The 22,377-nt window shown below is 68.4% G+C and carries 22 protein-coding genes; 14 read left to right on the top strand and 8 right to left on the bottom strand.

The window, feature by feature from the left end; translation table 11 throughout:
- Positions 1 to 57: 57 nt before the first annotated feature.
- Positions 58 to 1,113 (top strand): L-idonate 5-dehydrogenase, encoded by a 1,056-nt coding sequence (locus MNQ99_RS14565; RefSeq protein WP_241913429.1) that lies wholly within the window; start codon positions 58 to 60, stop codon positions 1,111 to 1,113.
- A gap of 116 nt (positions 1,114 to 1,229) precedes the next feature.
- On the opposite strand, the gene MNQ99_RS14560 is transcribed toward MNQ99_RS14565, so the two are convergent.
- The 3 genes from MNQ99_RS14560 to MNQ99_RS14550 form a co-directional block, all read right to left on the bottom strand.
- Positions 1,230 to 1,955 carry a FadR/GntR family transcriptional regulator gene (locus tag MNQ99_RS14560; RefSeq protein ID WP_241913428.1) on the bottom strand — a complete coding sequence of 242 codons (726 nt, stop codon included), beginning with the start codon at positions 1,953 to 1,955 and terminating at the stop codon, positions 1,230 to 1,232.
- A 129-nt stretch (positions 1,956 to 2,084) separates the two neighbouring features.
- Complete coding sequence (locus MNQ99_RS14555; RefSeq protein ID WP_127512074.1) at positions 2,085 to 2,276, bottom strand: hypothetical protein; 192 nt, start codon at positions 2,274 to 2,276, stop codon at positions 2,085 to 2,087.
- An 86-nt stretch (positions 2,277 to 2,362) separates the two neighbouring features.
- The gene (locus MNQ99_RS14550) at positions 2,363 to 3,370 is read right to left on the bottom strand and encodes an NAD-dependent epimerase/dehydratase family protein (protein ID WP_241913427.1); all 1,008 of its coding nucleotides are present in this window, start codon (positions 3,368 to 3,370) and stop codon (positions 2,363 to 2,365) included.
- A gap of 143 nt (positions 3,371 to 3,513) precedes the next feature.
- On the opposite strand from MNQ99_RS14550, the gene MNQ99_RS14545 reads away from it, so the two are divergent.
- Both MNQ99_RS14545 and MNQ99_RS14540 read left to right on the top strand, forming a co-directional pair.
- Complete coding sequence (locus MNQ99_RS14545) at positions 3,514 to 4,173, top strand: pentapeptide repeat-containing protein (RefSeq protein ID WP_241913426.1); 660 nt, start codon at positions 3,514 to 3,516, stop codon at positions 4,171 to 4,173.
- Positions 4,174 to 4,286: 113 nt separating this feature from the next.
- Positions 4,287 to 5,201, top strand: a complete 915-nt coding sequence (locus MNQ99_RS14540; RefSeq protein WP_277883634.1) for a phosphodiesterase — start codon at positions 4,287 to 4,289, stop codon at positions 5,199 to 5,201.
- On the opposite strand, the gene MNQ99_RS14535 is transcribed toward MNQ99_RS14540, so the two are convergent.
- Entirely contained in the window at positions 5,198 to 6,802 is a 1,605-nt protein-coding gene (locus tag MNQ99_RS14535) for a stealth conserved region 3 domain-containing protein (protein ID WP_241913424.1), read from the bottom strand. The genes MNQ99_RS14540 and MNQ99_RS14535 overlap by 4 nt on opposite strands.
- Positions 6,803 to 7,180: 378 nt before the next feature.
- Here MNQ99_RS14535 and MNQ99_RS14530 point away from each other — a divergent pair, with 378 nt between their 5' ends.
- Entirely contained in the window at positions 7,181 to 7,417 is a 237-nt protein-coding gene (locus MNQ99_RS14530; RefSeq protein ID WP_241913423.1) for a hypothetical protein, read from the top strand.
- Between the two features lie 23 nt (positions 7,418 to 7,440).
- Here MNQ99_RS14530 and MNQ99_RS14525 read toward each other — a convergent pair whose 3' ends face one another.
- A complete protein-coding gene (locus MNQ99_RS14525) occupies positions 7,441 to 8,400 on the bottom strand; it encodes an NAD-dependent epimerase/dehydratase family protein (RefSeq protein ID WP_241913422.1) in 960 nt (319 codons plus the stop codon).
- Positions 8,401 to 8,581: 181 nt separating this feature from the next.
- Between MNQ99_RS14525 and MNQ99_RS14520 the strand changes: the two genes are divergently transcribed.
- From MNQ99_RS14520 to MNQ99_RS14505, 4 genes are all read left to right on the top strand, one after another.
- On the top strand, positions 8,582 to 9,337 hold the full coding sequence (locus MNQ99_RS14520; RefSeq protein WP_241913421.1) for a TetR/AcrR family transcriptional regulator: 756 nt from the start codon (positions 8,582 to 8,584) through the stop codon (positions 9,335 to 9,337).
- 186 nt (positions 9,338 to 9,523) lie between these two features.
- A complete protein-coding gene (locus MNQ99_RS14515; protein WP_241913420.1) occupies positions 9,524 to 9,928 on the top strand; it encodes a hypothetical protein in 405 nt (134 codons plus the stop codon).
- A gap of 97 nt (positions 9,929 to 10,025) precedes the next feature.
- Complete coding sequence (gene nhaA, locus MNQ99_RS14510) at positions 10,026 to 11,372, top strand: Na+/H+ antiporter NhaA (RefSeq protein WP_241913419.1); 1,347 nt, start codon at positions 10,026 to 10,028, stop codon at positions 11,370 to 11,372.
- A gap of 101 nt (positions 11,373 to 11,473) precedes the next feature.
- Positions 11,474 to 12,466, top strand: a complete 993-nt coding sequence (locus tag MNQ99_RS14505; protein ID WP_241913418.1) for a universal stress protein — start codon at positions 11,474 to 11,476, stop codon at positions 12,464 to 12,466.
- Here MNQ99_RS14505 and MNQ99_RS14500 read toward each other — a convergent pair.
- Together MNQ99_RS14500 and MNQ99_RS14495 are read right to left on the bottom strand one after the other, a co-directional pair.
- On the bottom strand, positions 12,463 to 12,801 hold the full coding sequence (locus MNQ99_RS14500) for a GYD domain-containing protein (RefSeq protein ID WP_127512064.1): 339 nt from the start codon (positions 12,799 to 12,801) through the stop codon (positions 12,463 to 12,465). The two genes, MNQ99_RS14505 and MNQ99_RS14500, sit on opposite strands and share 4 nt — an antisense overlap.
- Positions 12,802 to 12,843: 42 nt before the next feature.
- Complete coding sequence (locus tag MNQ99_RS14495; protein ID WP_241913417.1) at positions 12,844 to 14,418, bottom strand: FAD-dependent monooxygenase; 1,575 nt, start codon at positions 14,416 to 14,418, stop codon at positions 12,844 to 12,846.
- Positions 14,419 to 14,543: 125 nt separating this feature from the next.
- On the opposite strand from MNQ99_RS14495, the gene MNQ99_RS14490 reads away from it, so the two are divergent.
- The 5 genes from MNQ99_RS14490 (at position 14,544) to galK (ending at position 19,912) form a co-directional block, all read left to right on the top strand.
- Positions 14,544 to 16,055 (top strand): SulP family inorganic anion transporter, encoded by a 1,512-nt coding sequence (locus tag MNQ99_RS14490; protein ID WP_241913416.1) that lies wholly within the window; start codon positions 14,544 to 14,546, stop codon positions 16,053 to 16,055.
- 114 nt (positions 16,056 to 16,169) lie between these two features.
- Positions 16,170 to 16,544 carry a TraR/DksA family transcriptional regulator gene (locus MNQ99_RS14485; RefSeq protein ID WP_241913415.1) on the top strand — a complete coding sequence of 125 codons (375 nt, stop codon included), beginning with the start codon at positions 16,170 to 16,172 and terminating at the stop codon, positions 16,542 to 16,544.
- 232 nt (positions 16,545 to 16,776) lie between these two features.
- Positions 16,777 to 17,565 (top strand): DeoR/GlpR family DNA-binding transcription regulator, encoded by a 789-nt coding sequence (locus MNQ99_RS14480; RefSeq protein ID WP_241913414.1) that lies wholly within the window; start codon positions 16,777 to 16,779, stop codon positions 17,563 to 17,565.
- The gene (galT, locus tag MNQ99_RS14475) at positions 17,562 to 18,743 is read left to right on the top strand and encodes a galactose-1-phosphate uridylyltransferase (RefSeq protein WP_241913413.1); all 1,182 of its coding nucleotides are present in this window, start codon (positions 17,562 to 17,564) and stop codon (positions 18,741 to 18,743) included. The genes MNQ99_RS14480 and galT overlap by 4 nt, the downstream gene beginning before the upstream one ends.
- Positions 18,740 to 19,912: a galactokinase gene (gene galK, locus MNQ99_RS14470; protein ID WP_241913412.1), complete on the top strand. Its 1,173-nt coding sequence runs from the start codon at positions 18,740 to 18,742 to the stop codon at positions 19,910 to 19,912. Before galT ends, galK begins: the two co-directional genes overlap by 4 nt.
- Before the next feature lie 176 nt (positions 19,913 to 20,088).
- Here the strand turns inward: galK and MNQ99_RS14465 are convergent, their stop codons facing one another.
- The gene (locus MNQ99_RS14465) at positions 20,089 to 20,790 is read right to left on the bottom strand and encodes a TetR/AcrR family transcriptional regulator (RefSeq protein ID WP_241913411.1); all 702 of its coding nucleotides are present in this window, start codon (positions 20,788 to 20,790) and stop codon (positions 20,089 to 20,091) included.
- 185 nt (positions 20,791 to 20,975) lie between these two features.
- Between MNQ99_RS14465 and MNQ99_RS14460 the strand changes: the two genes are divergently transcribed.
- Positions 20,976 to 22,370, top strand: coding sequence for a flavin monoamine oxidase family protein (locus tag MNQ99_RS14460; protein ID WP_241913410.1), 1,395 nt, complete (start codon positions 20,976 to 20,978; stop codon positions 22,368 to 22,370).
- The last annotated feature ends 7 nt before the right edge of the window (positions 22,371 to 22,377 follow it).

Raw genomic sequence — 22,377 nt, 5'->3', positions numbered from 1 at the left:
CGGGCACCCAAGGCGGCGCACCGCCGTCGTACTTTTTCAGATTGAAAGGCAGTTCCCATGACAACCCTTCCCACGCAGTCCCTTGGCGTTGTGGCCCACGCGGCCGGAGACCTGCGGGTTGAACCGGTGGCGCTGGCGCCCGCCCGGCCGGACGAGGCAGTGGTGGAAATTGCGTACGGCGGGATCTGCGGCTCCGACCTGCACTACTGGCAGCACGGCGCAGCCGGCGAATCCATCCTGAAAGCGCCGATGCTTTTGGGCCATGAGGTGGTGGGCACCGTGGCGGCAGCCGCGGCCGACGGCAGCGGCCCGGCAGCGGGCACCGCGGTGGCCGTGCACCCGGCAACGCCCGGTCCGGGGGACGGCTCCAAGTACCCGTCCGACCGCCCCAACCTGTCCCCGGGCTGCACCTACCTGGGCAGCGCCGCGCGTTTCCCGCACACCGAGGGAGCGTTCGCGCGCTACATCAATTTGCCCACCCGGATGCTGCGCGAGCTGCCGGAAAGCCTGACGCTGCGCCGGGCCGCCTTGGTGGAGCCTGCCAGCGTGGCCTGGCATGCGGTCTCGCGGGCCGGAGACGTGGCCGGCAAGCGGGTGCTGGTGATCGGCTCCGGCCCGATCGGCGCGCTGATCATCGCCGTGCTGAAGCGGGCCGGTGCGGCCGAGATTGTTGCCGTCGACATGCACGAGAAGCCGCTGGAGATCGCCCGCGACGTCGGCGCGAGCCGGACGCTGATGGCCACCGACGCCGAGGCGATCGCCGCGGTCGAGGCGGACGTCTGCCTGGAGTCTTCCGGCAACCACTACGGACTGGCGTCGGCAGTGCGCGGCGCTGCCCGCGGCGGCCGTGTGGTGATGGTGGGGCTGCTGCCATCGGGGGAGCAGCCGGCGCTGATTTCGCTGGCCATCACCCGCGAGCTGGAGCTGGTGGGCTCCTTCCGCTTCAACGACGAGATCGACGAGGTCATCGCGGCACTGGCCGACGGGTCGCTCTATGCGGATCCGGTGATGACCCATGAATACGCCGCGGCCGACGCGCTGGAGGCGTTCGGGATGGCGCGCGATTCGTCGCAGAGCGGCAAGGTGCTGCTGCGCTTCAACGACGCAGAGTAGCCGCCGCGCCGGCCGGGAAACTGTGGCCGGATCCTGCCCGGGATCACTATTGAACAGGCGCCCTTTTCGCACGCGAGAAGGGCGCCTGTTGAATATTCGATGCAGGGAATGGAAGCCTACGCGTCGGCCTCTTCGAACAGCCGGGGCTCGTCCTCCCAGACGCTGCGGACCTCCTCGATGGTCCGGCGCATGATCTGGTCCATCGCCTGCCGGGCAGCTTCGGGCCGGCCGGACTGGATGGCGTTCGCGACGTCCACGTGCAGCTGCAGCGCTTCTTCGTGAGGGTGCGTGGGCATCAGCCCGTAATCGGTCCGGCCGCGCAGTACTTCGGCGATCATCGAGTGCATCTGCGCGAACATCTCGTTGCCGGAGGCCGCCAAGACCAGCGCGTGGTACTGGATGTCCAGCTCCAGGAAGTGCTGCAGATCGCCGGCCCGGCCCACCGCGCGCATCTTTGCGGCGATGGCCATGAGCTCTGCGGACATCTCCTCCGGGGAATGCTGTGCTGCGAGTTCGGCGGCAGCGGGTTCGACGGCGGAGCGCAGTTCCGTGAGCGAGCGCAACTGGACGCCCTTACCGTCGGCGGCCAGCCGCCAGCGGATGACCGACGGGTCGAACTTGTTCCACCGTTCGGGCGGCAGCACGCGGATTCCGATCCGCTTGACCGACTCCACCAAGCCCAGCGATTGTAGTACGCGCACGGCCTCGCGCATCACAGAGCGCGAGACCCCGAGCTCGGACTCGAAGTGCTCGGAATGCGTGGTGGCACCGGCCGTCAGTTCCCCCGAGACAATACGCTTGCCGAGCGTCTCGATGACGAGGCTGTGCAGGCGCGAACTCATGCGGCCCGAAAGGTAGCGGTCACCCGCTCATTCTATGGCGGTCCGCCGTTTGCGTCCCCGCTGTGTTGCCAGATGTCGCCGCGGGCAAGCAGCGCGGAGCCGGGGTTCTTCGGCGCGGCTGACCAAAGCCTAGGGCCCGCGCGGCGGAACCATCGGCCCGGGATCGGGGAAAGGGCCCGGCCCGGGGTCCGGCGGCGCAAAGGGATCCGGATTCGGCTCCGGCGGCGCCATCGGATCCGGGTTCGGTTCTGGCGGGAACGGCGGGTTGGGCCGGGGCTCGTTCGGGTCGGGCGTGGGATCCGGCGGCGGGGGAATCGTCACGGCAGCCTCCTTGGAAGCGGCGGGCCTGTCGGCCTGCTGTCCTGTCACGCTACAACCGCCGGCGCGACGTCTCAAGGGTCAGTCCCTCACGCGCGAGGGTGCGCGATGGTCAGCAGTCGGCGCTCCTCATCCGATGTCAGTCCGGCGTTGCGCGGGCGGTCGGGTCCGGTCGCCAGTTCCCAGGCCAGCGTGTCGGCCAGCGTCTCTGCCAGCGGACGCAGGGCCAAGCCGGCCGCTTTGGCGGCGGCGTTGCTGCGGGACATGAAGCCGGCGAAGTCGGGCAGCGGCAGCCAGAGCGGCAGGGACCGCTCGCCGGCCCAGGGGTTGACGTCGGCAGCGGCCAATTCTTGCTGGTCCAGCACGAAGACCGGACCGGTATGCCCCGCAACGCCGCGGGCGATCTCCAGATGCTCGGCCAACGCCAGTACGGCGCCCACGGCATTGAACTCGCCCGTCAGCCGCTGTTCCGCTGAGGTGATCAGCCAGGCAGCGAGGTCGCGGGCGTCGACGACCTGGGCGGCCAAGCCCGGGGCCTCGGGGACGAGGACGGCGCCGTCGTCGGCCGCGGGCCGGGCGAAACGCAGCGGCCAGTAGCCGGTGCGGTCGGTGCTGTCGCCGGGGCCGGCGATCAGGCCCGGCCGGACAATCAGGCAGCGGTCGGGTCCGAACGTGTTCCGGGCCGCGTTCTCGCACGCGACCTTGGCCGCGCCGTACACGTCCGGGGAGGTCATCACGTCGGACTCCAGGGGCGGCAGCAACCCGGCGGTTTCGTCCGCGCCCGGGCTTCCATGGTCGGCGTAGACGCTGCAGGAGGACACGAAGGTGAAATGCTCCGCCGTGCCGGCCAATGCAGCCACGGCCCGGCGGACCTGGCCTGGCTGACGGGAGACATCGAGCACGGCGTCCCAGTGCTGTTCCGCGACGGCACCCAGGCCGTCCGGGGTATCGCGGTCGGCACGGACCAGCCGCGCGCCGGCCGGAACCGACCCGGAGGTCCCGCGGGCCAGGCAGGTGACCTGGTGGCCGCGGCGCAGTGCTTCGGCGGCGATTTCATGTCCTAACCAGGCGGTACCGCCCAGGATGAGAATCTGCATGGTGCCCATCGAACACGGGTTTGGCGGTGAGCGCACCTGTTCTTCACCCAGCGCAGAGAAGAAGGGCGTGAATGCCGGCCGGCCGCCTCCGCCAATGTCCCGGCCAGCCTCCGGGTCAGCGGCTTCTCCGATATGCTCCGAAGATGGCTAGGCCCGCCGATTTCACACCGCGTATCGATGCCCCGGACCTGGGGCAGATGACCGACGGCGATGCGTCGGGCTTGGTGCCGGAGGGGCGAGTGGCAGGCCTGCGGTTTGTCGGCGATGAGCTGGACGGCCGGCGCCTGGCCGGTGTCTCGTTCAGGGAATGCACCTTCCACGATGTCTCGGTCGACGGAGCCGACCTGCGGTCCGCCGGCTTCGTGGACGTCGCCATCGAGCGGCTGAATGCCCCGGTGTTCAGTGCGCCCCGCTCGCAGTTCCGCCGGGTGGTGGTTGACGGGTCACGGTTCGGTTCAGCCGAGGTGTACGAGTCGGAGTGGGAATCGGTAGAGTTCCGCAACTGCAAACTGGGCTACGTGAACCTGCGCGGTGCCGAACTGCAGGACGTGCTTTTTACCGGCTGCATCCTGGACGAACTGGATCTCGGCGGCGCTGCTGCCCACCGGTTGGCCTTTGCCGACAGCCGGGTGCGTCGGCTGGACCTGACCGCGGCGAAGCTGAAGCATGTTGACCTGCGGGGCTTGGAGATGCGGGAACTGGCCGGGTTGGAAGGCCTGCGCGGGGCGGCCATGACGCCGTTCCAGATCGGCGAACTCGCTCCCTTGTTCGCGGCCCATTTTGGCATCGTGGAAAAAACTTAGCTCGAATATACGTAATTGCCGCGCCAAATTCACCCACAGTTCAGCGTTTTTCTGTTTGTATGGTTTGTAGTGGACCGGACAGCACACGTCCGGCGAGCAGCAGAAGGTAGATGATGGACCTCCGTCAGGCCGAGCATCCACGGCCCAACCACTTCCTACTCCACATCAGCGACACCCATTTGGTGGGCGGCGACGGCCGGCTCTACGGGGCGGTGGACAGCGAAGCAAGACTGGGGAAGATCTTCGAGGATCTGCAAGACTCCGGTTCCCGGCCCGAAGCCTTGGTATTTACCGGCGATCTGGCGGACAAGGGCGAGCCGGAGGCGTACGCCAGGCTGCGGAGAATCGTCGAACCGGCGGCGGTCAGCCTCGGCGCTCAAGTGATCTGGGCGATGGGCAACCACGACGACCGCTCGGGGCTGAAAACCATGCTGCTGGACGAGCCCGCCAGCACCGAACCGCTGGACCGGGTGTACGACGTCAACGGCCTGCGCGTGATGACGCTGGACTCGACCGTTCCGGGTGCCCATTACGGCCGGCTGGAGGACGAACAGCTACAGTGGCTGGCCAACGAACTGGCCGAACCCGCGCCGCACGGAACCATCCTGGCAATGCACCACCCGCCGGTGCCCAGCGTGCAGGACCTATCGGTGCTGGTGGAGCTGCGCGGCCAAGCCGAACTGGCCGAGGTGCTGCGCGGCAGCGACGTTAACGGGATCATCGCCGGCCACCTGCACTATTCCACCACCGCCACGTTCGCCGGCATCCCGGTGTCCGTCGCCTCGGCGACGTGTTACACCCAGGACCTGGCCGCCGACGCCGGCAGCACCCGCGGCCGCGATGCAGCGCAGGCCTACAACATGGTCCACGTCTACGAGGACACGGTGGTCCATTCCGTCGTTCCGGCCCGCGGAGGGCTGCCGGTCGGACGGCAGGTCACCGCAGCCCAGACCCGGCAGCGGTTGGAGGACGCCGGCGTCGTCATTCCCGACGCCGTGCGGCCGGGTAGGACCCCCGCCCACCTCTAGGCCGCCGGCGTTTTCTCCCACGGTGCGCGGAACGGGAAGTAGCGGGCCAGGAAGTCGGTGACCACGCGCTGGCGCTCCTCGGCGGGGACCTCCGGGAAGCTGCCGTCGTTGAGGCAGAAGAAGTCCCGGTTGCGCTTCTGCAGCAGCTTCTCCAGTTTCTTCAAGCCGGAGTACATGGTGGTGTCCACGTACAAGACCTCGGCTCCGGGATTCGTCACCGCCCGGCCGGTCAGCAGCGCGTAGTAGTGGTACAGCGAGTTGGTCACGGAGATGTTGTCTTTGGCGCGGAACCGGCTTGCCGCGGTGGACTTGAACTCGTCCGCGAATTCTTCTTCCATTTCCAGCAGCACGGATTTGCGCAGCGGCGCCGCGCAGTGCTCCAAGTGCCGGGTGGTGATCCGGCCGAAGCGGTCGTGCAGCAGCTTGCGGTTCACCCGGGCCGCGTTCTCGAAACCGGAGCGGTCCAGGTGGTTGTCGCCGAGACCAATTCGGGTGTCGGCCTCCACGAACTTGGTGATCCCGCCGGGGGAGAAGAACATGTCCGGGCCCACCGGCCGGCCAAAGAACATATCGTCGTTGGAGTAGAGGAAGTGCTCGCCCAGCCCCTCGATGTGCTGCAGCTGCGCCTCGATCGCCTGCGAGTTGAAGACCGGCAGCACGGCGGAGTCGCGGAAGTGCTCCTCGCTGCGCACCACCCGAATGTCCGGGTGCTCGGCGTCCAGCCAGTCCGGCAGCGGCGAGTCGGTGCAAATGAAGATGCGCCGGATCCACGGCGCGAACATGTAGACCGAGCGCAGCGCGTACCGCAGCTCGTCGATCTGGCGGAAGCGCGCATCGGCGTCGTCGCCCTCGCCCACCACCGCGTTCTCCATGAAGCTGTTCCGGTACTGCTGGTACTCGCGGTTGTTCCCGTCCACCCAGGAAAAGACAATGTCGATCTCGAAATCGATGTCCGTGGCATGGTCGGCGAACATGTTCTCGATGGTCGGCCAGCGGTGCCCGTAGCGCTCCACCTCGCCGCGGACGGCCTCCGCGGCCGGCAGCGTGCGCCGGGTCAGCGAGTTTTCGATCGGCAGGTGGATCAGCCCCTTGTCCCAGCGCCACAGCTCCACCTGGACACCGGTGCCCTGGCCGTACCGCAGCCCGCCGGTGGGCTCGATCCGCGGGCGGTACAGCCGGATCGCGCGCGTCTGGTCGCCGTCGGCGAGTTCACCGTCGGCCACCAGCCGGGCGGTCTTCTTCTTCGCGTCCATGGTCAGCGAATAGAACGGTTCGTCCGCGCAGGCTGCCACGAGGGCCGCCCGCAACTCGTCGCGCTGTTCCCAGTTCACCGCCATCACCGGCCGGGCGTCGTTGCCGCGCACCAGCAGGTAGGGAATCTTTGCTTGGTCAAGGACCCTGCGGACAAACAGCAGGTCCTCCACCATCGCCTGATGCGGCGTGAGCGAGGTGTTGACCAGTGCGTAAACGCCCTTGACCCTGGCCACATCGGGGCGCTCGGTGAGGCGCACGACGGCGGCGGGAGAGTTGATCTCGACGGCCGCCTCGGGTGCGAGGTCGGGCTCGGGCTCGGCGTAGAACGCGTCCTGTGGTGCAGGCATGCTGGTCATTTAACCTCCGGAAGGGGGCGGCGCCAGCCGGCTGTGGGGCTGGTGCCACCCGTGGTGGGACGTGGGTGGGCGGGCGTACAGGCGGTGCCGTGCGACGGCGGCGCCGCACTAGGAATCAGTAGGGGACCATACTGCGACGGTACAACGAGTTGCGCCTGCCCGCGGCATGGGATTGGCCCGATGCCGGCTGGCCGGACCGGGCCTCGCCGGGCAGCGGCAAAGTTCCGGTGAGGTCACGGCTCACGGGGGCGGAAACGGTGGGCATGGAATCACTTTCTCACCGGCATCGGCTGGCCACAAGGACCCATCCCGCCGTGATGGGGGTCTGCGGGCGGCCGGTGCGGAGCGGTAGATTTCCCGGAGGAAAAGGTGGAAGCGGTCAAGCAGCGGATGCATCGGCTCGGCACGGACCTGATGAGCGCTGCCGGAAGCAAGCACCCAAAGTCACGCAAGGCCGGCCGCGAGGTGCTGGTCACCGCCCAGACGATTGCCCTGAATGCCGCCCGTCAGGAAGTAGTGGCTGCCCGCAGCGAACCGGACATGGATCCCGAAGTCGTTGACCGGGTGCTGCGGCAACTGGACCTGCGGACCATCTCCATCCGCTGAAACCACGACGGCGGAGGGCCGGCTCAGGCGGCAGATTCGGCTTCCTGCCGGGACGCCAAGCGGTCCCGCCACCAGCTCACGGTCTCCGCTGCGGCCTTGTCCAGCGGAGTCGGCCGGAGCCCCAGCAGTTCTTCGCTCTGCGCCGAGGACATCACGAACGGTCGCTCGAACTGGTACGTCATCTCCGCCAGTTCGCGCATCCCCGCGGCGAAAGTGCCCAGGCCGCGCAGCAGCCAGCCCGGGATGATGCCAACCTTGGGAACCGGTGTCCCAGCGGCCCGGGCATAGGCCTCGACGATGCCGCGCTGCGTGGCGGCCGGAAGGGTGGGGGCATGCAGCACCGTATTCCATAACTTCCGGTTGCCGGCGGCGGCAATCATCGCCGCGGCCAGGTCCGGGACGTAGGTGAAGGAGTGCGGCAGGTCCGGCTTGCCCAGCACCCGGATGGTCTTGCCGGACAGCACCATCGGCACCATGCGCTCGCCGGCGTGCGCGTTGAGCACATGCGGGCCGAAGAAATCCGAGGCCACCACGCTCACGGTAGGCGTGGCCGACGCAGCCCGGCCGGCCAGCAGCGCCGTGCGCACGCCCCGCTTGCCGCCGTCGGCCCGGCGCGGGCTGTCTTCGGTCATCACCTGATCGGGCCGGTCATAGGAGTAGAGGCTCTCCGGGAAGACCACAACCGCTCCGGCCCGTCCGGCCGCGGCCAGGACATTCTGCTCGGCTGTCGGCAGTTCGGCCTCCCACGCGGCGGTACTGTAGGCGCTGCCGTGGATGCAGTGGAAGATCGCTGCGGCGCCGACGAAGAGCCCGTCCAGCTCCTCCGGCTGGGAAACATCCACGGACCGGCGCTCCACCAGCGGGTGGTCCGGCCCGCTGCCGGAACGGGTCAGGATCCGCACTCGGTGGCCCTGCCCGGCCAGTTGCTCGGCGATGGTGGTGCCAACCGGGCCGGCTCCGGTGACGATGTAGAGGTTGCTCATGGTGATCTTCCTGTTCAAATCCAAAGGTCGGGTTCGCCGCGGCGTCGAGGGGCAACTCCGCCGCTTCGCCGCTTCGAGAGCAGTGCTCTCGGCAACTACTGTGGACCTCGGGGTATCCATTTGTCAAGAGCGGTGCTCTCGAAAGTTGACACTGCTCTCTCCGGTGCGGCAGGATCGGGGCATGGCAGGCACCCCGCGCGAACGCGCCCGTGAGCAAACCATCAACGACATTGTCCGGATTGGCCGGGAACAGTTGAGCCAGGTCGGTGCCGCGGCGTTATCGCTGCGCGCCGTGGCCCGCGAACTTGGCGTGGTGTCCTCTGCGGTCTATCGCTACGTGGGCAGCCGGGACGAGTTGCTGACCCTGCTGGTGGTGGAGGCTTACAACGAACTGGGCGAGGCCGTGGAGCAAGCGGTCGCGGCTGCGGGAGACCGCAACCCCGGGGCCAGGTTCCGGGCCCTGTGCAGGGCGGTGCGGGAGTGGGGCCTGCGCGAACCGGCCCGCTACGCCCTGTTGTTCGGGTCGCCGGTACCCGGTTACCAGGCGCCGGCCGAGCGCACCACCGGTCCCGGCATCCGGGTGGTCTTCGCGCTGGTGAGGATTATCGACGACGCCTACCGGGCCGGTGCGCTCACGGCGGATCCGGAGGGTACCGGACAACAGCTGGTGCGGCAGGAGCCGCGGCCGCAAGGCTCCGCGCAGCATGGGGCAGCCCTGCCCGGACCGCTTCACCATGACCTCGCCGCCATTCGCACCGAGTTGGGTCTGGCGGCTCCGGACGCTCTGGTGGCCCGCGGCACGTTGGTCTGGACAGCGCTCTTCGGCGCGGTGAACTTCGAGGTGTTCGGCCAATACGGGCGGGAAACCTTCACCGATCCCGGGTCGCTGTTCGAGCACCATCTGGACGTGTTCGCCGGCATCCTCGGTTTGCCCTAGCGCACGCGGTGGTCGACCAAGCGAGCGCCAGCGTGTCCGGTGGTCGACCAAGCGAGCGCCAGCGAGCGCGTGGAGACCGGAGTGAAGACCGGGCGGCAGCACCGCCGTCGTTACTGCGGCTGAACGCCGTGCAATGTTCAGCAAAATTTTCCCCGGAGAATCCGCAGGGTGGCATACGATCTGTCCATGCCAGATCTTGCCACGTCCATCGGATTGGTGACCGAAGTGCTGACGTGGGCTGCCCTGGTTCCGGGCGTGCTGCTGCTGTTGGTGGCCGCGGTGTTGCGGTTGGCGGGGATCCGGTGGCACAGTGCCGACGGCGTGGCGTTCGACGACGGACGCCGCCGGGGCGTGCGCTGGTTCGACACCCGGCACGGGTTCCTGGAAGGTGTTTTTCCGGCCGGAACAAGCGCCGATGTGGCGGCCGGCTCGGACGTGCTGGTCTATTACGACGCTCGCCGGCCCGACCGGTGGCAGGTATCCGAACCGGAGCCGCCGGGCCGGATTGTGCTGCTGCTGGGCAAGATCCTTACTTCGGTTGGCGTGTTGTCGGCCGTGGTCGGGCTGCTCGCCATGGTGATGGCCGGTTAGCGTGCGGCTGGAGGTGTCTGACGGGTAGGGTGGTAAATCGGTGCGCCGGGAAGTCTGGTCGGCAAGTTCTGTTGTCGACCCGTTGTGAGGAGCCGTTATGGCGGCCAAGAGTCCTGAATCGTCCGCCTGGCCCAAGGTGTTGGGACGCGGAAGCTACGCCGAAGCGCTGCGAATTGGCGAAATCCTGCGAAAGGAAACGGTTGGTGGCGCCCTGTTGGTGGCTGCCGCCGTCGTGGCGCTGATCTGGGCCAACTCGCCCGCGGCGGACAGTTACTTCGCCCTGCGCGACTTCACCATCGGATACGAGCCCTGGCACTTGGAATTAAGCCTGGGAGCCTGGGCGGCCGACGGGTTGCTGGCGGTGTTCTTCTTCCTGGTGGGGTTGGAGCTCAAACGCGAATTCGTTACAGGGGATCTCCGCAGCCCTCGCAAGGCCATGGTGCCGGTTGCAGCCGCCGTCGGCGGAGTGGTTGTTCCCGCGCTCATCTACGCCGCCATCAACTGGGGCAGCCCCGAAACCCTGCGCGGCTGGGCCATTCCGACGGCAACGGACATCGCCTTCGCCGTGGCGGTCCTGGCAGTCATCGGCTCGCATCTGCCCAGCGCGCTACGCATCTTCCTGCTCACGCTCGCGGTGGTGGACGATCTGATCGCGATTGCCATTATCGCCTTCGTCTACACCGAGGAAATCCATACCACTGCGCTGCTGCTGGCGCTGATTCCGATCGCCCTCTACGCATTCCTGGTGCAGCGGTTCCGCCGCTTCTTCGGTCAGCACCATGTTGCCCTGTGGGTGGTTCTGTTGCCGATCGGGATCGTGGCTTGGGCGCTGGTCCATGCCTCCGGCATCCACGCCACCGTCGCCGGTGTGGTGCTCGGCTTCACCGTTCCGGTGGTGCGCAGCCAGGCCAGCGGTGGGCCGGAGGCGGGCCCGGGGCTCGCCGAGATTTTCGAACACCGAATCCGGCCGGTGTCCGCCGGTTTCGCGGTTCCGGTCTTCGCCTTCTTCTCCGCCGGCGTCGCTATCGGCGGGGTTGACGGTTTTGTGTCGGCCCTCGGAGATCCGGCGGCGGTCGGCATCATTGCCGGCTTGGTGCTCGGAAAACCTATCGGCATCGTCGGGACCACCTGGCTGATGAGCAAGCTGACGCGCGCGGAGCTCGACCGATCGATGAAGTGGGTGGACCTGTTGGGTATCTCCATCCTGGCCGGCATCGGCTTCACTGTCTCCCTGCTGGTGGCGGAGCTGAGCTTCGGACTGGGTACGCCGGAGAACGACCATGCCAAGGTCGCGATTCTCGCGGCGTCGCTGCTGGCAGCGTTGCTGGCCACCGTGGTGCTGCGCGCGCGCAACCGGCACTACCGGCGCATCGAGGCCGAAGAGAAGGTCGACGCCGACGGCGACGGCATTCCCGACGTCTACCAAGGGGAAGACACAGCTTAGGCACACGGGCTTCCTGCCGTCTACGTTGAGAACCGCCTCTCACCGTAGGCGCGGGTTTGCTGCACCTACTCATGGCTGTCGGCTTCCCCTAAGGTGGGGGCATGGAAGAGGTCGTCCTGGTGGGGTTCGACGGCTCGGAAACCAGTGGCCGGGCGCTTGACTGGGCGCTGTCCGAGGCACGTTCCCGGGGATGGTCGGTGCGGCTGGTCACCGTGATCTCGTCCGCCGGTGTTGACGATCCGCAGGTGGATCACCAGTACCTGGCGTCCGCTCGGCGCGGCGGGGAAGGCGTGCTGCAGACCGCGCTGGACCGCGCGGGAGCGTTGGGGCTGCGGGCGGAAGGGCACGTGGTCTCCGGCGATCCGAGCGAGGTGCTGGTGGACGAAACTGCATCGGCAGGGCTGGCCGTGGTGGGCAAACGCGGCCGCGGCGGTTTCGCAGGCCGGCTGTTGGGCAGTGTCTCCTCGGGGCTGGCGGCGCATGGGGAGTGTCCCACGGTGGTGGTGCCGGAGCGGTGGACGCCCGGGACGACGGCGGCTGAAGTCTCCGACGACGCCGCTGCGGCGCTGCCCGGCGGCCCGGTGCCGTGGCTGGTCCCGTCGCCGCAGGGCGGAACGGACCAGGGGTTGCATCCGCCGGACCCCTGCGAAAAGTTCAGCTACGCCGGACAGGTGGTGGTGGGCGTTGATGCTGCGGGCAGTTCCAATCCGGCCTTGTGGGCGGCCGCCGAAATAGCCGGCCGGCACGCCATCCCGCTGCGGATGCTGTCCGCCCGGGCACCGTTCTACCGCGATTCGCTCTGGCTGGACAATGTGGCAGGGGCGCAGCGGTTCCGCGAGGAAGTCACCGCCGAACTGGACGCTGCGCTGGGCGAGGTCCGGGGCCGGTTTCCGGAGCTGGATGCCAGCTGGAATTTTTATCTGGATAAACCTGCCCTGGTCCTGATCCACGCCACCCGCACCGCCGAATTGATGGTGCTGGGCACGCGCGGCCACGGCGGCTTTCCGGGCCTGTTGCTCGGCTCGGTGAGCCAGGCCGTGCTGCACCACGGAGTGTGCCCGATGATGGTGGTTCCCAAAGGCGTGGAGGTCTAGCCGGTGCCTCCGGTGCCGGGAGCCCGGTACCGGACTTCTCCGGCCATGCGTAAGGCATCGATGGTGTCGTCGACGGTCAGCAGCAGTGTGGTTTCGAAGGAGCTCATGGCGCCGCCTCCGCTGATGGCCAGCGCCACTGCGGCCATGGACACGTTGTTTGGGGCCTCCCAGACGGTGTAGCCGTCGTGCGCGCCGAAGGCGTACCAGAAGCCGTGAAGCTTCCCTCCGACGGATTCGATGTAGGCCTTGGCGGCCTTCCGCCGGTCCTCGGGGTTGTTGACCATTCTGGCCCAGGCCTCCGGGGTGTAGCTGAACTTCGATAGATAGAGCGCCATCTTCATTCCTTTCGACTGTTCGGCCCGCGGCGGGACTACGGATCAGACTTTGGCAGACCGGCGCCCGCGCCGCAGCGCCTGGGCGAACGTCGACACGGCGTAGCTGGGCGCCGCCTGGGCCGCAACAAATCCGTCCGGCCGCACCAAGTACAGTTGCTCCGGATCCAGCGTGGTGTTCCCGGCGCGAGGCAGCACGTGCATGGCCAGCCCCAGCGCTGACTGGACATGATTGACGACGGCGGGGCCCGGCTCACCGTATGAGTGCACCTGCCACTGCAGGCTGCGCAGCGTATCGAAGTTGCTGCCCGCGTATGGCAGCCGCCGCCCGACGACCTTGCCGCGCCGGCCTCCGGCCGCTTCCTTCGCGTCCGCGTCCATCCAGTAGTGGATCCGGGTCTGCGACACGTAGCCGAACATGCGGGAGGCACCCGAGGTCCGCGGCACTACGCGTGTGGCCACCGGGATGAGGAACTGCAGCACCCACTTCCGGGCGGCGATGGCCCAGGGCGCGGTTGACGTGACGAACCCGAACACCCGGTCCGTGGTCTGCAGCAGCCGCACCGCGACCGGCCGCCGTTCGGCCTGGTAGCGGTCCAGATAGGAGTCCGCGGCCCGGCCGCTCAGCACATCGGCGAACTTGAACGCCAGGTTGTGGGCGTCCTGCAGCCCGGTGTTCATGCCCTGCGCGCCCACGGGGGAGTGGACGTGCGCGGCGTCCCCGGCGAGGAATACCGGGCCGTCGCGGAACTGCCCGGCGATCCGGTGATGCACACGGTAGGTGGAGAACCAGTTCGAGCCGCCGTAGCCGACGTCGAATTTCCGGGCCAGACGCTCCCTTATGGCCTCCTCCGAAACGTCCGCACCGCCGTCGTTGTTCTGTCCCTGAATGGCGGCCGAGGCGTCGCTGACCACGCCGATGAGCCGCTCGTGGCCGGAACCCGTCATGGGGAAACCCAACAGGAATTCGTCGATGCCGGCGCGGATATTGACCGAGTCATGGGACAGGCCGTGGACGTCGGTGGCGTCGCAGACGAAGAAGGTGTGCGGGCTGGTGGAGCCTTCGAAGGCGATGCCGCGGCCGGCGCGCACGGTCGACGAGGCTCCGTCCGCCCCGACGCAGTAGCGGGCGCGGACCGAGGCCTCGCCGGCCGGGCCCGCCAGTTTGGCCCGGACGGGATGGTCCGGGTGCGCGCCGCCGTCCACCAGGTCCAGTTCGGCCAGCCGGCATTCCCAGAGCACTTCGCCGCCGAGTGCGTTCAGATTCCGCAGCAGCAACTGTTCGTTCTTGCTCTGTTCGTAGAACATGATGCCCGGGAACGGCGTGATGCCGCGGCCCATTCGGCCCAGCGGGATCCGGCCCCGGGGCCTCGGCCCGAATCCGATGATGATGGCCTCCGCCAGGTTTCCTTCGGCCACAACGGTCCCGGCGAGGTCCAGTTGGTCGTAGATTTCCATGCTGCGCGCTTGCACGCCCAAGGCCCGCGATTCCCGGGTGGGGCCCGATTTGCCGTCGGCGATGATGTGCTTGATGTCCAGCTTGGCCAGCCAATTGGCGAGCATGAGGCCGGTGGGGCCGGCCCCGATGATCAGCACGTCGGTCTGGAGTTCGGCTGCCATGGCGGTACCTCCTGCACCGAGCGTACCGCTGGCGGTGCGGCAGCGGCAGGGGGATGCATGCCCTGACCGCCGGGGGCCGCCGGTAGGATTGATCGGTCCCCCCGCAAGAAGATCGGAGCCCACTGGTGCCCACCACGACCGCCCAGCCGGAGTTGACGCCCGAGGAGCGACAGTCCGTCCTGCGGACGCTCAAATCGCCGCGGCTGCTGAAGACCGAAGTGCTCGGCGGACTGGTGGTTGCGCTGGCCCTGATCCCGGAGGCCATTGCGTTCTCCGTCATCGCCGGCGTGGACCCGCGCATCGGGTTGTTTGCCTCCTTCACCATGGCGGTGTCGATTGCCTTCCTGGGCGGCCGGCCGGCGATGATCTCCGCGGCCACCGGCGCGGTGGCGTTGGTGATCGCTCCGCTGGTGGACAGCCACGGCCTGGACTATCTGGTGGCCGCCGTGATCCTGGCCGGCGTGTTTCAGGTGTTGCTGGCGCTGCTCGGCGTGGCCAGGTTGATGCGGTTCATTCCACGGCAGGTGATGGTGGGTTTCGTCAATGCGCTGGCCATCCTGGTTTTCCTGGCGCAGGTGCCCGAGCTTTTGGGGGTTCCGTGGCTGGTGTACCCGCTGACCGCATTGGCGCTGGTGATTGTTTTCGGGCTGCCGAAATTGACCAGCGTGGTGCCCGCGCCTCTGGTGGCGATCGTGGTGCTGACGCTGATCACGGTGTTTGCGTCCGTCACCGTGCCCACGGTGGGGGACAAGGGCGAGCTGCCGGACAGCCTGCCCGCGCTGTTCTTTCCGCAGGTGCCGCTGACCTGGGACACCTTCGGGGTCATCTTCCCTTACGCCTTGGCGATGGCCTTCGTGGGGCTGCTCGAATCGCTGATGACGGCGAAGCTGGTGGACGACATCACCGACACCCGTTCGTCCAAGACCCGCGAGTCGTGGGGGCAGGGCGCGGCGAACATCATCACCGGCTTCTTCGGCGGCATGGGCGGCTGCGCCATGATCGGCCAGACCATGATCAACGTGCGGGCGTCGGGGAGCCGGACCCGAATCTCCACTTTCCTAGCCGGCGTGTTCCTGCTGATCCTGGTCGTGGCCCTGGGCGACGTGGTGGCGCTGATCCCGATGGCCGCGCTGGTGGCCGTGATGATCTTCGTGTGCTGGGCGACGTTCGACTGGCACAGCATCAAGCCCTCGACCTTGAAGATGATGCCCAAGAGCGAGACCGCCGTCATGCTCGTCACCGTCGTCGCAACGGTAGCGACCAACAACCTGGCCGTCGGCGTGGGTCTCGGCGTGCTGACCGCCACGGTGCTCTTCGCCAACCGGGTCTCGCATTTGGTGACGGTGGAGCGGACGGTGCTGGAGCTGAACGGCGAAGAAACGGCTACTTATGTGGTCGACGGCGAGCTGTTCTTCGCGTCCTCGAACGACCTGTACACCCAGTTCGACTACGCGCTGGACCCGGACCGGGTGGTCATCGACATGCACGCCTCCCACCTGTGGGACGCTTCCACCGTGGCAGCGCTCGATGCGATCACGGAGAAGTATCGCCAGCACGGCAAGAACGTGCAGATCATCGGGCTGAACTCCGCCAGCGTGGCCATGCGCGAGCGGATGGCCGGCAAACTGAACGGCTGAGCCCTTGCAGCGGGCCGATCTCCGCATCGATCATCCACACGACTGCGGGAACGGCGTATTCTAGGGGCATTCCGGTCCGGATACCGCCGGACTGCGCGACGACGGGAGGCCCGCATGAGCGGCCAGCTAACCCAGGACGATGTGGCGCACTTCGCTGCCCTGCTGGATGCGCGGGAGGCATCCGACCGCGCGCAAGCGGAACGCCTTACCGTGGACATCGCCGAAGTCACCGCCGCGGCCCGTGACATCCCGGCCGACGACGAGCACGACCCCGAAGGTTCGACGGCCACGCTGGAACGGGCCCGCGAAGTAGCGCTGCTGGTCAGCACGGAAAAGGCGCTGGCCAACATTGCCGCTGCACGCGAACGGCTGCAGGCCGGAACCTATGGCCGGTGTACTTCGTGCGGCAACCCGATTCCGCGCGAACGGCTGGAGATCAGGCCGGAAGCGCCGTACTGCGTCAGCTGCGCCGCGAAACACAGCAGCTGAACGGGGTGGCATCATTTAGCGGCTGAGGCGCTGCGGCCGCGGCACGCGATGCGGTGGCCCGGGCGCCCAGGATCCAGCGGACCGCCTAACCCGCCCGACCTGGCGCCATCACCCAGGACAGCACGACGCCGGTGCCCCGCCTTCGGCAGGCGGGCACCGGCGTCGTTGTGCTTTCCTGTGCTACTTTGAGGAGAGAAAGTGCGGATTTGATCGATCTGTTGGAGGCCCGTTCATGTTGGCACCGGAACGGCGGCGCTATCTGCTGCAGGAACTCAGCGTCCGCGAAACCGTGCGCGTCTCCGAAGTGGCGCACACGCTGATGGTTTCCGAGATGACGGTTCGCCGGGACATCGACGCGCTCGACGGCGAAGGAGTGCTGCGCAAGGTCCACGGCGGCGCCGCCAGGCTGCGCGGCACGCAGGAGGCGGAGCCGGGGTTCAGCGTGAATCTGGGCAGGCAGCGGCAGGCGAAGCTGGCCATCGGCCGGGCCGCCCGGGAACTGCTGCGGCCCGGGGCCACGATTGCCATTTCGGCCGGCACCACCACGTATTGCCTGGCCGGCCTGCTCACCGGGCTGGAGGGGCTGACGGTGGTCACGAACTCCCTCACCGGGGCGGACGTGGCCCGGCGCTCCACCGGCGGCGAGGCGACGGTGATCCTGACCGGTGGCGAGCGCACACCGTCGGAAGCGCTGGTGGGTCCCGTGGCCACCGCGGCGATCCGTTCGCTGCACGTGGACATCTGCTTCCTGGGCGTGCACGGCATCCACCCCGACGGCGGCCTGAGCACACCCAACCTGGCCGAGGCGGATACGAACGCCGCGCTCGCGGAGTCGGCCGACCGTTTGGTGGTGCTGGCCGACCACACCAAGTTCGGCATCCGCGCCTTGGCCCCGATCGTCCCGCTGGCCGCCGTGGACACGCTGATCACCGACGCGGGCATCCCGGATGAGGTCCGCTCAAGCTATGCCGAACTCGGCGTCAACCTGCTGGTGGCCTCCGGAACGGGGGAGCCGGCGTGACGGAACAAGACACGCCCACGGCGGGCACCGCCGTCGTTGTTCCCGAAGGTGCGCCGGTCACCGCGGTGACCAGTACCCGGCTGGCGGACGGCCGGGAACTGCTGTATTTCGACGACGGCGCGCAGCCGGTTCCGCGGGCTGCGCAGGACTCCCGGGACTTACCCGGGCGGCCCCCGGCCGGGGAATTGCGGTACGACGTGCTGACCGGGGAGTGGGTGGCGCTGGCCGCGCACCGGCAGACCCGCACCTATCTGCCGCCGGCCGACGCCTGCCCGCTGTGCCCGAGCACGCCCGAGTACGCCTCCGAGATCCCGGCTGCGGATTACCACGTGGCTGTGTTCGAAAACAGGTTCCCCTCGCTCGGTCCGGACCTGCTGGCGGTGCCGGAACACCCGGAGTGGGGCCGGGCCTACGCCGCCGGCGGGCGCTGCGAGGTGGTCTCCTTCACCTCGGCGCACACCGGCTCGTTCACCGAGCTGGAGTTCCGCCGCGTGCGGACGGTGATCGACGCGTGGGCGCATCGGACCGCGGCGCTGAGCACGCTGGACGGGACGGCGCAGGTGTTCTGCTTCGAGAACCGGGGCGCCCAAATCGGCGTGACGCTGCACCACCCGCACGGACAGATTTATGCCTATTCCTACCTGCCGCCGCGCGGGGCGGTGATGGCGGCAGCCGCGCAGCAGCACTTTACGGCTTCAGGCGGACGGGAGACATTGACCGGATCGGTGCTGGCCCAGGAGCGTTCCGACGGCTCGCGGATGGTGCTGGAGGGCGGGCACTTCAGCGCCTACGTGCCGTTCGCCGCGCGCTGGCCGTTGGAGGTGCACCTGGTGCCGCACCGGCAGGTGGCGGATCTGGCCGGGCTCACCGGGGTCGAGCGGGACGAGCTGGCGGAACTGTACCCGCAGCTGCTGGGGCGCTTCGACGCGCTCTACGACAGCCCCACTCCCTACATCGCCGCGTGGCACCAGGCGCCCGTGGATCCGGCGCTGCGCGATTCCGGCTACCTGCACCTGCAGCTGACCTCACCGCGCCGGGCGGCCGACAAGCTCAAGTACCTGGCCGGCTCCGAGGCCGCGATGGGTGCCTTCATCAACGACACGCTGCCCGAACAGGTCGCCGCGGCACTGCGCGATGCGGGCAGCGGGACTGGTGCCCCCGCCTGGAGCGGGCAATGAGCGCCGACGCCCTGGCCGCCCGCACCGCCGACGCCTTCGCCGCCCGCTTCGGCCGCACGCCCGCCGGCGTGTGGGCGGGACCCGGACGGGTGAACCTGATCGGCGAGCACACCGACTACAACGGCGGCTTTGTGTTGCCGTTTGCCATCGACAAAACAACGACGGCGGCGCTCGCTGTCCGTGGCGACCGCACGGTTCGGGTTGCCTCCGCCCTGGCCGGGACCGAGGCTGTGGAAGTGGACGTGGACGGCTTGCGCCCGGGCAGCGTGACCGGCTGGGCGGCCTATCCGCTGGGCGTGGCCTGGGCGCTGGAGCAGGCCGGAGTGCGGCTGCCCGGATTCGACCTGCTGGTGGACTCCGAGGTGCCGGTGGGCGCCGGATTGTCGTCGTCCGCCGCGCTGGAGTGCGCCGTGGCGGTGGGCCTGGCCGAACTGGCAGCGCTGGATGGCAGGGCCGGGCTGGACAGGCGCGCGCTGGCCGCCGTCGGACGCCGGGCCGAGAATGACATGGTCGGCGCCCCCACCGGCATCATGGACCAGTACGCCTCGCTGTTCGGTTCCGCCGGATCGGCCGTCTTCCTGGATTGCCGCAGCAAAGAGGTGCAACTGGTACCGCTGGTCCTGGACGCCGCCGGCCTGGTCTGCCTGGTCATGGATACCAAGGTGTCGCACGCCCACGCCACCGGCGACTATGCCAGACGCCGCGACTCCTGCACCCGGGCCGCGGAAGCCTTGGGTGTGCCGCTGCTGCGCGACGTGCCGCATGATCGGCTGGCGGAAGCGCAGCAGTTGCTCGACGATGAGACCTTCCGCCGCGCCCGGCATATCGTCACCGAGAACCAGCGGGTGGTGGATGCCGTCAGGACGCTCCGGATCGAGGGGCCCGCGGCCATCGGCCGGTTGCTCGACGCCAGCCACGTTTCCATGCGCGATGACTTCGAGATCTCCTGTCCCGAGCTGGACCTGGCCGTGGATGCCGCCCGGGAGGGCGGCGCCCTGGGTGCCCGGATGACCGGCGGGGGATTCGGCGGCTCAGCCATCGCCCTGGTCCCGGCGGCCGGCGTGGATGCGGTGCGGGACGCGGTCTGGCGGGCATTCGCTTCCCGCGGCTTCCGGCAGCCGGAGTTGTTCACCGTGCGTCCGGCCGACGGCGCCCGCCGGCTGCTGTAAGCCGCCGCGCCACCCACCAAGATCGACTATGCGGATAACGCCCCTTTTCGGGCCTGAAAAGGGCGTTATCCGCGTAGTAGATAAGACGAGGCAGGCGAAACGGGAGGTTTCCTGCGCCGGGGCGCGGGGGCAGGCCAGCCGCGCAGGGGCGCGGGGTCAGGCCTGCCGCGCAGGGGTCAGGCGGACTGGACGGCCTTGAGCCGTGCCTGCAAGCCGGCGATCAGAGCCTCGAGCCCCAGCTGGAAAGCGGCGTCGGCGGCCGATCCTGTGTCGGTCAGATCCTGCGACCTCACGGCGGAGGTGAAGACCGGGTTCGCCGCGGCGAGCTCGCCGGATTCGAAGATGTCGGCGGGCGCGGTCACATCGAAGGCCGAGCCGAAAATAAATGACTCCAGGGCCACGATCGCCGGCACCACCTGCGGCTCCGGCCAGCCCGCCCGCAGGAAGCCCGCCGCGACAGCCTCGTACATGGCCAGCGTGTGCGGAGCACCGGTCACGGGCAGCACCGCAATGACCGGAATCAGCGGGGCGTGATGGGTGAAGACGTCCCGGTATGACCAGGCCCAGCGGCGCACCGCGTCCGGCCACGGAAGTTCGGAGAAAGCAGCCACGTCGACGCGGGCCATCAGGTGGTCCTGGAGCAGCAGCAGCACGTCGTGCTTGGAGGCCACGTGGTTGTACAGCGCCGAGGGGGCAACGCCCAAGCTCCGGGCCAGGCCGGACATGGTGAGTCCCTCATAGCCGCGCGCTTCGATCAAGCCGAGAGCCGCCGTCGTCATGAGTTCCTTGGACAGCAGCTTCTCGGTGGGACGGCCGGCCGGCCTGTGTCCGTTCGGGGGAGGGGCAGGGGCGTCGTCGCGCGCCGAGCGTGTTGTCACGACAAACTCCTTCTTCCTTGTCCGCCCGGGGCTGCGGCGGTACAACCCGTGTAACCATCCTACGCAGCCCTTTCAGAATCCTGTGGCGCCGGTTACAGTTGTGAGTAAATGAATCCAGTTCATTTACTCGGAGGCCGGAACCAAGCCGGCAGTTCCATAGCAGTCCGAACGGGAGTTGAACGACAGTGAGCAAGTTGAAGCGGGACGTAGTGGTGATCGGCGCCGGACCTTCCGGACTGACCGCGGCACGGGATCTGAAGCGGGCAGGCTTGTCCGTAGCGGTGCTGGAGGCACGGGACCGCGTGGGCGGCCGCACCTGGACCGATGTGGTGGACGGCGCCATGCTCGAAATCGGCGGCCAATGGGTGTCGCCGGACCAGTCGGCCCTGCTGGAACTGCTCGGGGAGCTGGGCCTGGAGACCTACAGCCGCTACCGCGAGGGCCAGAGCATCTACCTGGATCCCGCCGGCGAGACAAAGCGCTACACCGGCGCCATCTTCCCGGTCAGCTCCGCCACCGAAACGGAAATGAACCGGCTGATCGGCCTGCTGGACGCACTGGCGGCCGAGGTCGGGGCGGAGGAGCCGTGGGCGCATCCGCGGGCGCGCGAGCTGGACACCATCTCCTTCCAGCACTGGCTGCGCCAGCAGTCTGCCGATGAGGAAGCATGCAACAACATCGGCCTGTTCGTGGCCGGCGGCATGCTGACCAAGCCCGCGCATTCGTTCTCCGTGCTGCAGGCGGTGCTGATGGCGGCGTCGGCGGGCTCGTTCAGCAACCTGGTGGACGACGACTTCATTCTGGACAAGCGCGTGGTGGGCGGCATGCAGGAAGTCTCCGTCCGGATGGCCGCCGAGCTGGGCGAGGATGTACGGCTGGGCGCCCCGGTGCGCACGCTGCGCTGGAACGACGACGGCGTGACCGCCGTCGCGGAGGACGTCACCGTTGAGGCGCGGTACGCCGTGATGGCGGTGCCGCCGAACCTATACTCCCGGGTATCCTTCGAGCCGCCGTTGCCGCGCCGGCAGCACCAGATGCACCAGCACCAGTCGCTGGGCCTGGTGATCAAGGTCCATGCGGTGTACAAGACCCCGTTCTGGCGGGCCGACGGCCTCTCCGGCACCTGCTTCGGTGCGGGCTCGGTAGTGCAGGAGGTCTACGACAACACCAACCACGGGGATTCCCGCGGCACCCTGGTCGGCTTCGTCAGCGATGAAAAAGCCGACGCCATGTTCGAGCTCAGCCCCCAGGAGCGCAAGGCCGCGATCCTCTCCGCCATCGCCGACTACCTCGGCCCGGCGGCACTGGATCCGGTGGTGTACAACGAGTCCGACTGGGGATCCGAAGAGTGGACCCGCGGCGCCTATGCCGCCAGCTACGATCTGGGCGGGCTCTCGCGTTACGGCAAGGACCAGCTGACGCCGGTGGGGACGATCTACTGGTCCAGCTCCGACCTGGCCGGTGCCGGCTACCAGCATGTGGACGGCGCCGTTCGGATGGGGCACGCAACGGCGGCCCGCATCCTTAGCGCTGCGTCGGGCCAGGGTGAGCTGGCCGGCGTCGCCGCTGGGAAGGGATAGGGCTAAC

It is taken from the genome of Arthrobacter sulfonylureivorans (assembly GCF_022637435.1).
In the GTDB taxonomy this organism is placed as follows: Bacteria; Actinomycetota; Actinomycetes; order Actinomycetales; family Micrococcaceae; genus Crystallibacter; species Crystallibacter sulfonylureivorans.
The sequence above is the reverse complement of the archived record's forward strand: the minus strand, read 5'-3'. Positions and strand labels throughout refer to the sequence as shown.

Coding starts and splice junctions, on each gene's coding strand:
- MNQ99_RS14520 (WP_241913421.1), top strand. CDS start 8,582: ATGGCAGGCACCCCGCGCGAACGCGCCCGTGAGCAAACCATCAACGAC.
- MNQ99_RS14500 (WP_127512064.1), bottom strand. CDS start 12,801: ATGGCGCTCTATCTATCGAAGTTCAGCTACACCCCGGAGGCCTGGGCC.
- MNQ99_RS14515 (WP_241913420.1), top strand. CDS start 9,524: ATGCCAGATCTTGCCACGTCCATCGGATTGGTGACCGAAGTGCTGACG.
- MNQ99_RS14560 (WP_241913428.1), bottom strand. CDS start 1,955: ATGAGTTCGCGCCTGCACAGCCTCGTCATCGAGACGCTCGGCAAGCGT.
- MNQ99_RS14525 (WP_241913422.1), bottom strand. CDS start 8,400: ATGAGCAACCTCTACATCGTCACCGGAGCCGGCCCGGTTGGCACCACC.
- MNQ99_RS14495 (WP_241913417.1), bottom strand. CDS start 14,418: ATGGCAGCCGAACTCCAGACCGACGTGCTGATCATCGGGGCCGGCCCC.
- MNQ99_RS14480 (WP_241913414.1), top strand. CDS start 16,777: ATGTTGGCACCGGAACGGCGGCGCTATCTGCTGCAGGAACTCAGCGTC.
- nhaA (WP_241913419.1), top strand. CDS start 10,026: ATGGCGGCCAAGAGTCCTGAATCGTCCGCCTGGCCCAAGGTGTTGGGA.
- MNQ99_RS14535 (WP_241913424.1), bottom strand. CDS start 6,802: ATGCCTGCACCACAGGACGCGTTCTACGCCGAGCCCGAGCCCGACCTC.
- MNQ99_RS14540 (WP_277883634.1), top strand. CDS start 4,287: ATGGACCTCCGTCAGGCCGAGCATCCACGGCCCAACCACTTCCTACTC.
- MNQ99_RS14485 (WP_241913415.1), top strand. CDS start 16,170: ATGAGCGGCCAGCTAACCCAGGACGATGTGGCGCACTTCGCTGCCCTG.
- MNQ99_RS14550 (WP_241913427.1), bottom strand. CDS start 3,370: ATGCAGATTCTCATCCTGGGCGGTACCGCCTGGTTAGGACATGAAATC.
- MNQ99_RS14565 (WP_241913429.1), top strand. CDS start 58: ATGACAACCCTTCCCACGCAGTCCCTTGGCGTTGTGGCCCACGCGGCC.
- MNQ99_RS14545 (WP_241913426.1), top strand. CDS start 3,514: ATGGCTAGGCCCGCCGATTTCACACCGCGTATCGATGCCCCGGACCTG.
- MNQ99_RS14505 (WP_241913418.1), top strand. CDS start 11,474: ATGGAAGAGGTCGTCCTGGTGGGGTTCGACGGCTCGGAAACCAGTGGC.
- galK (WP_241913412.1), top strand. CDS start 18,740: ATGAGCGCCGACGCCCTGGCCGCCCGCACCGCCGACGCCTTCGCCGCC.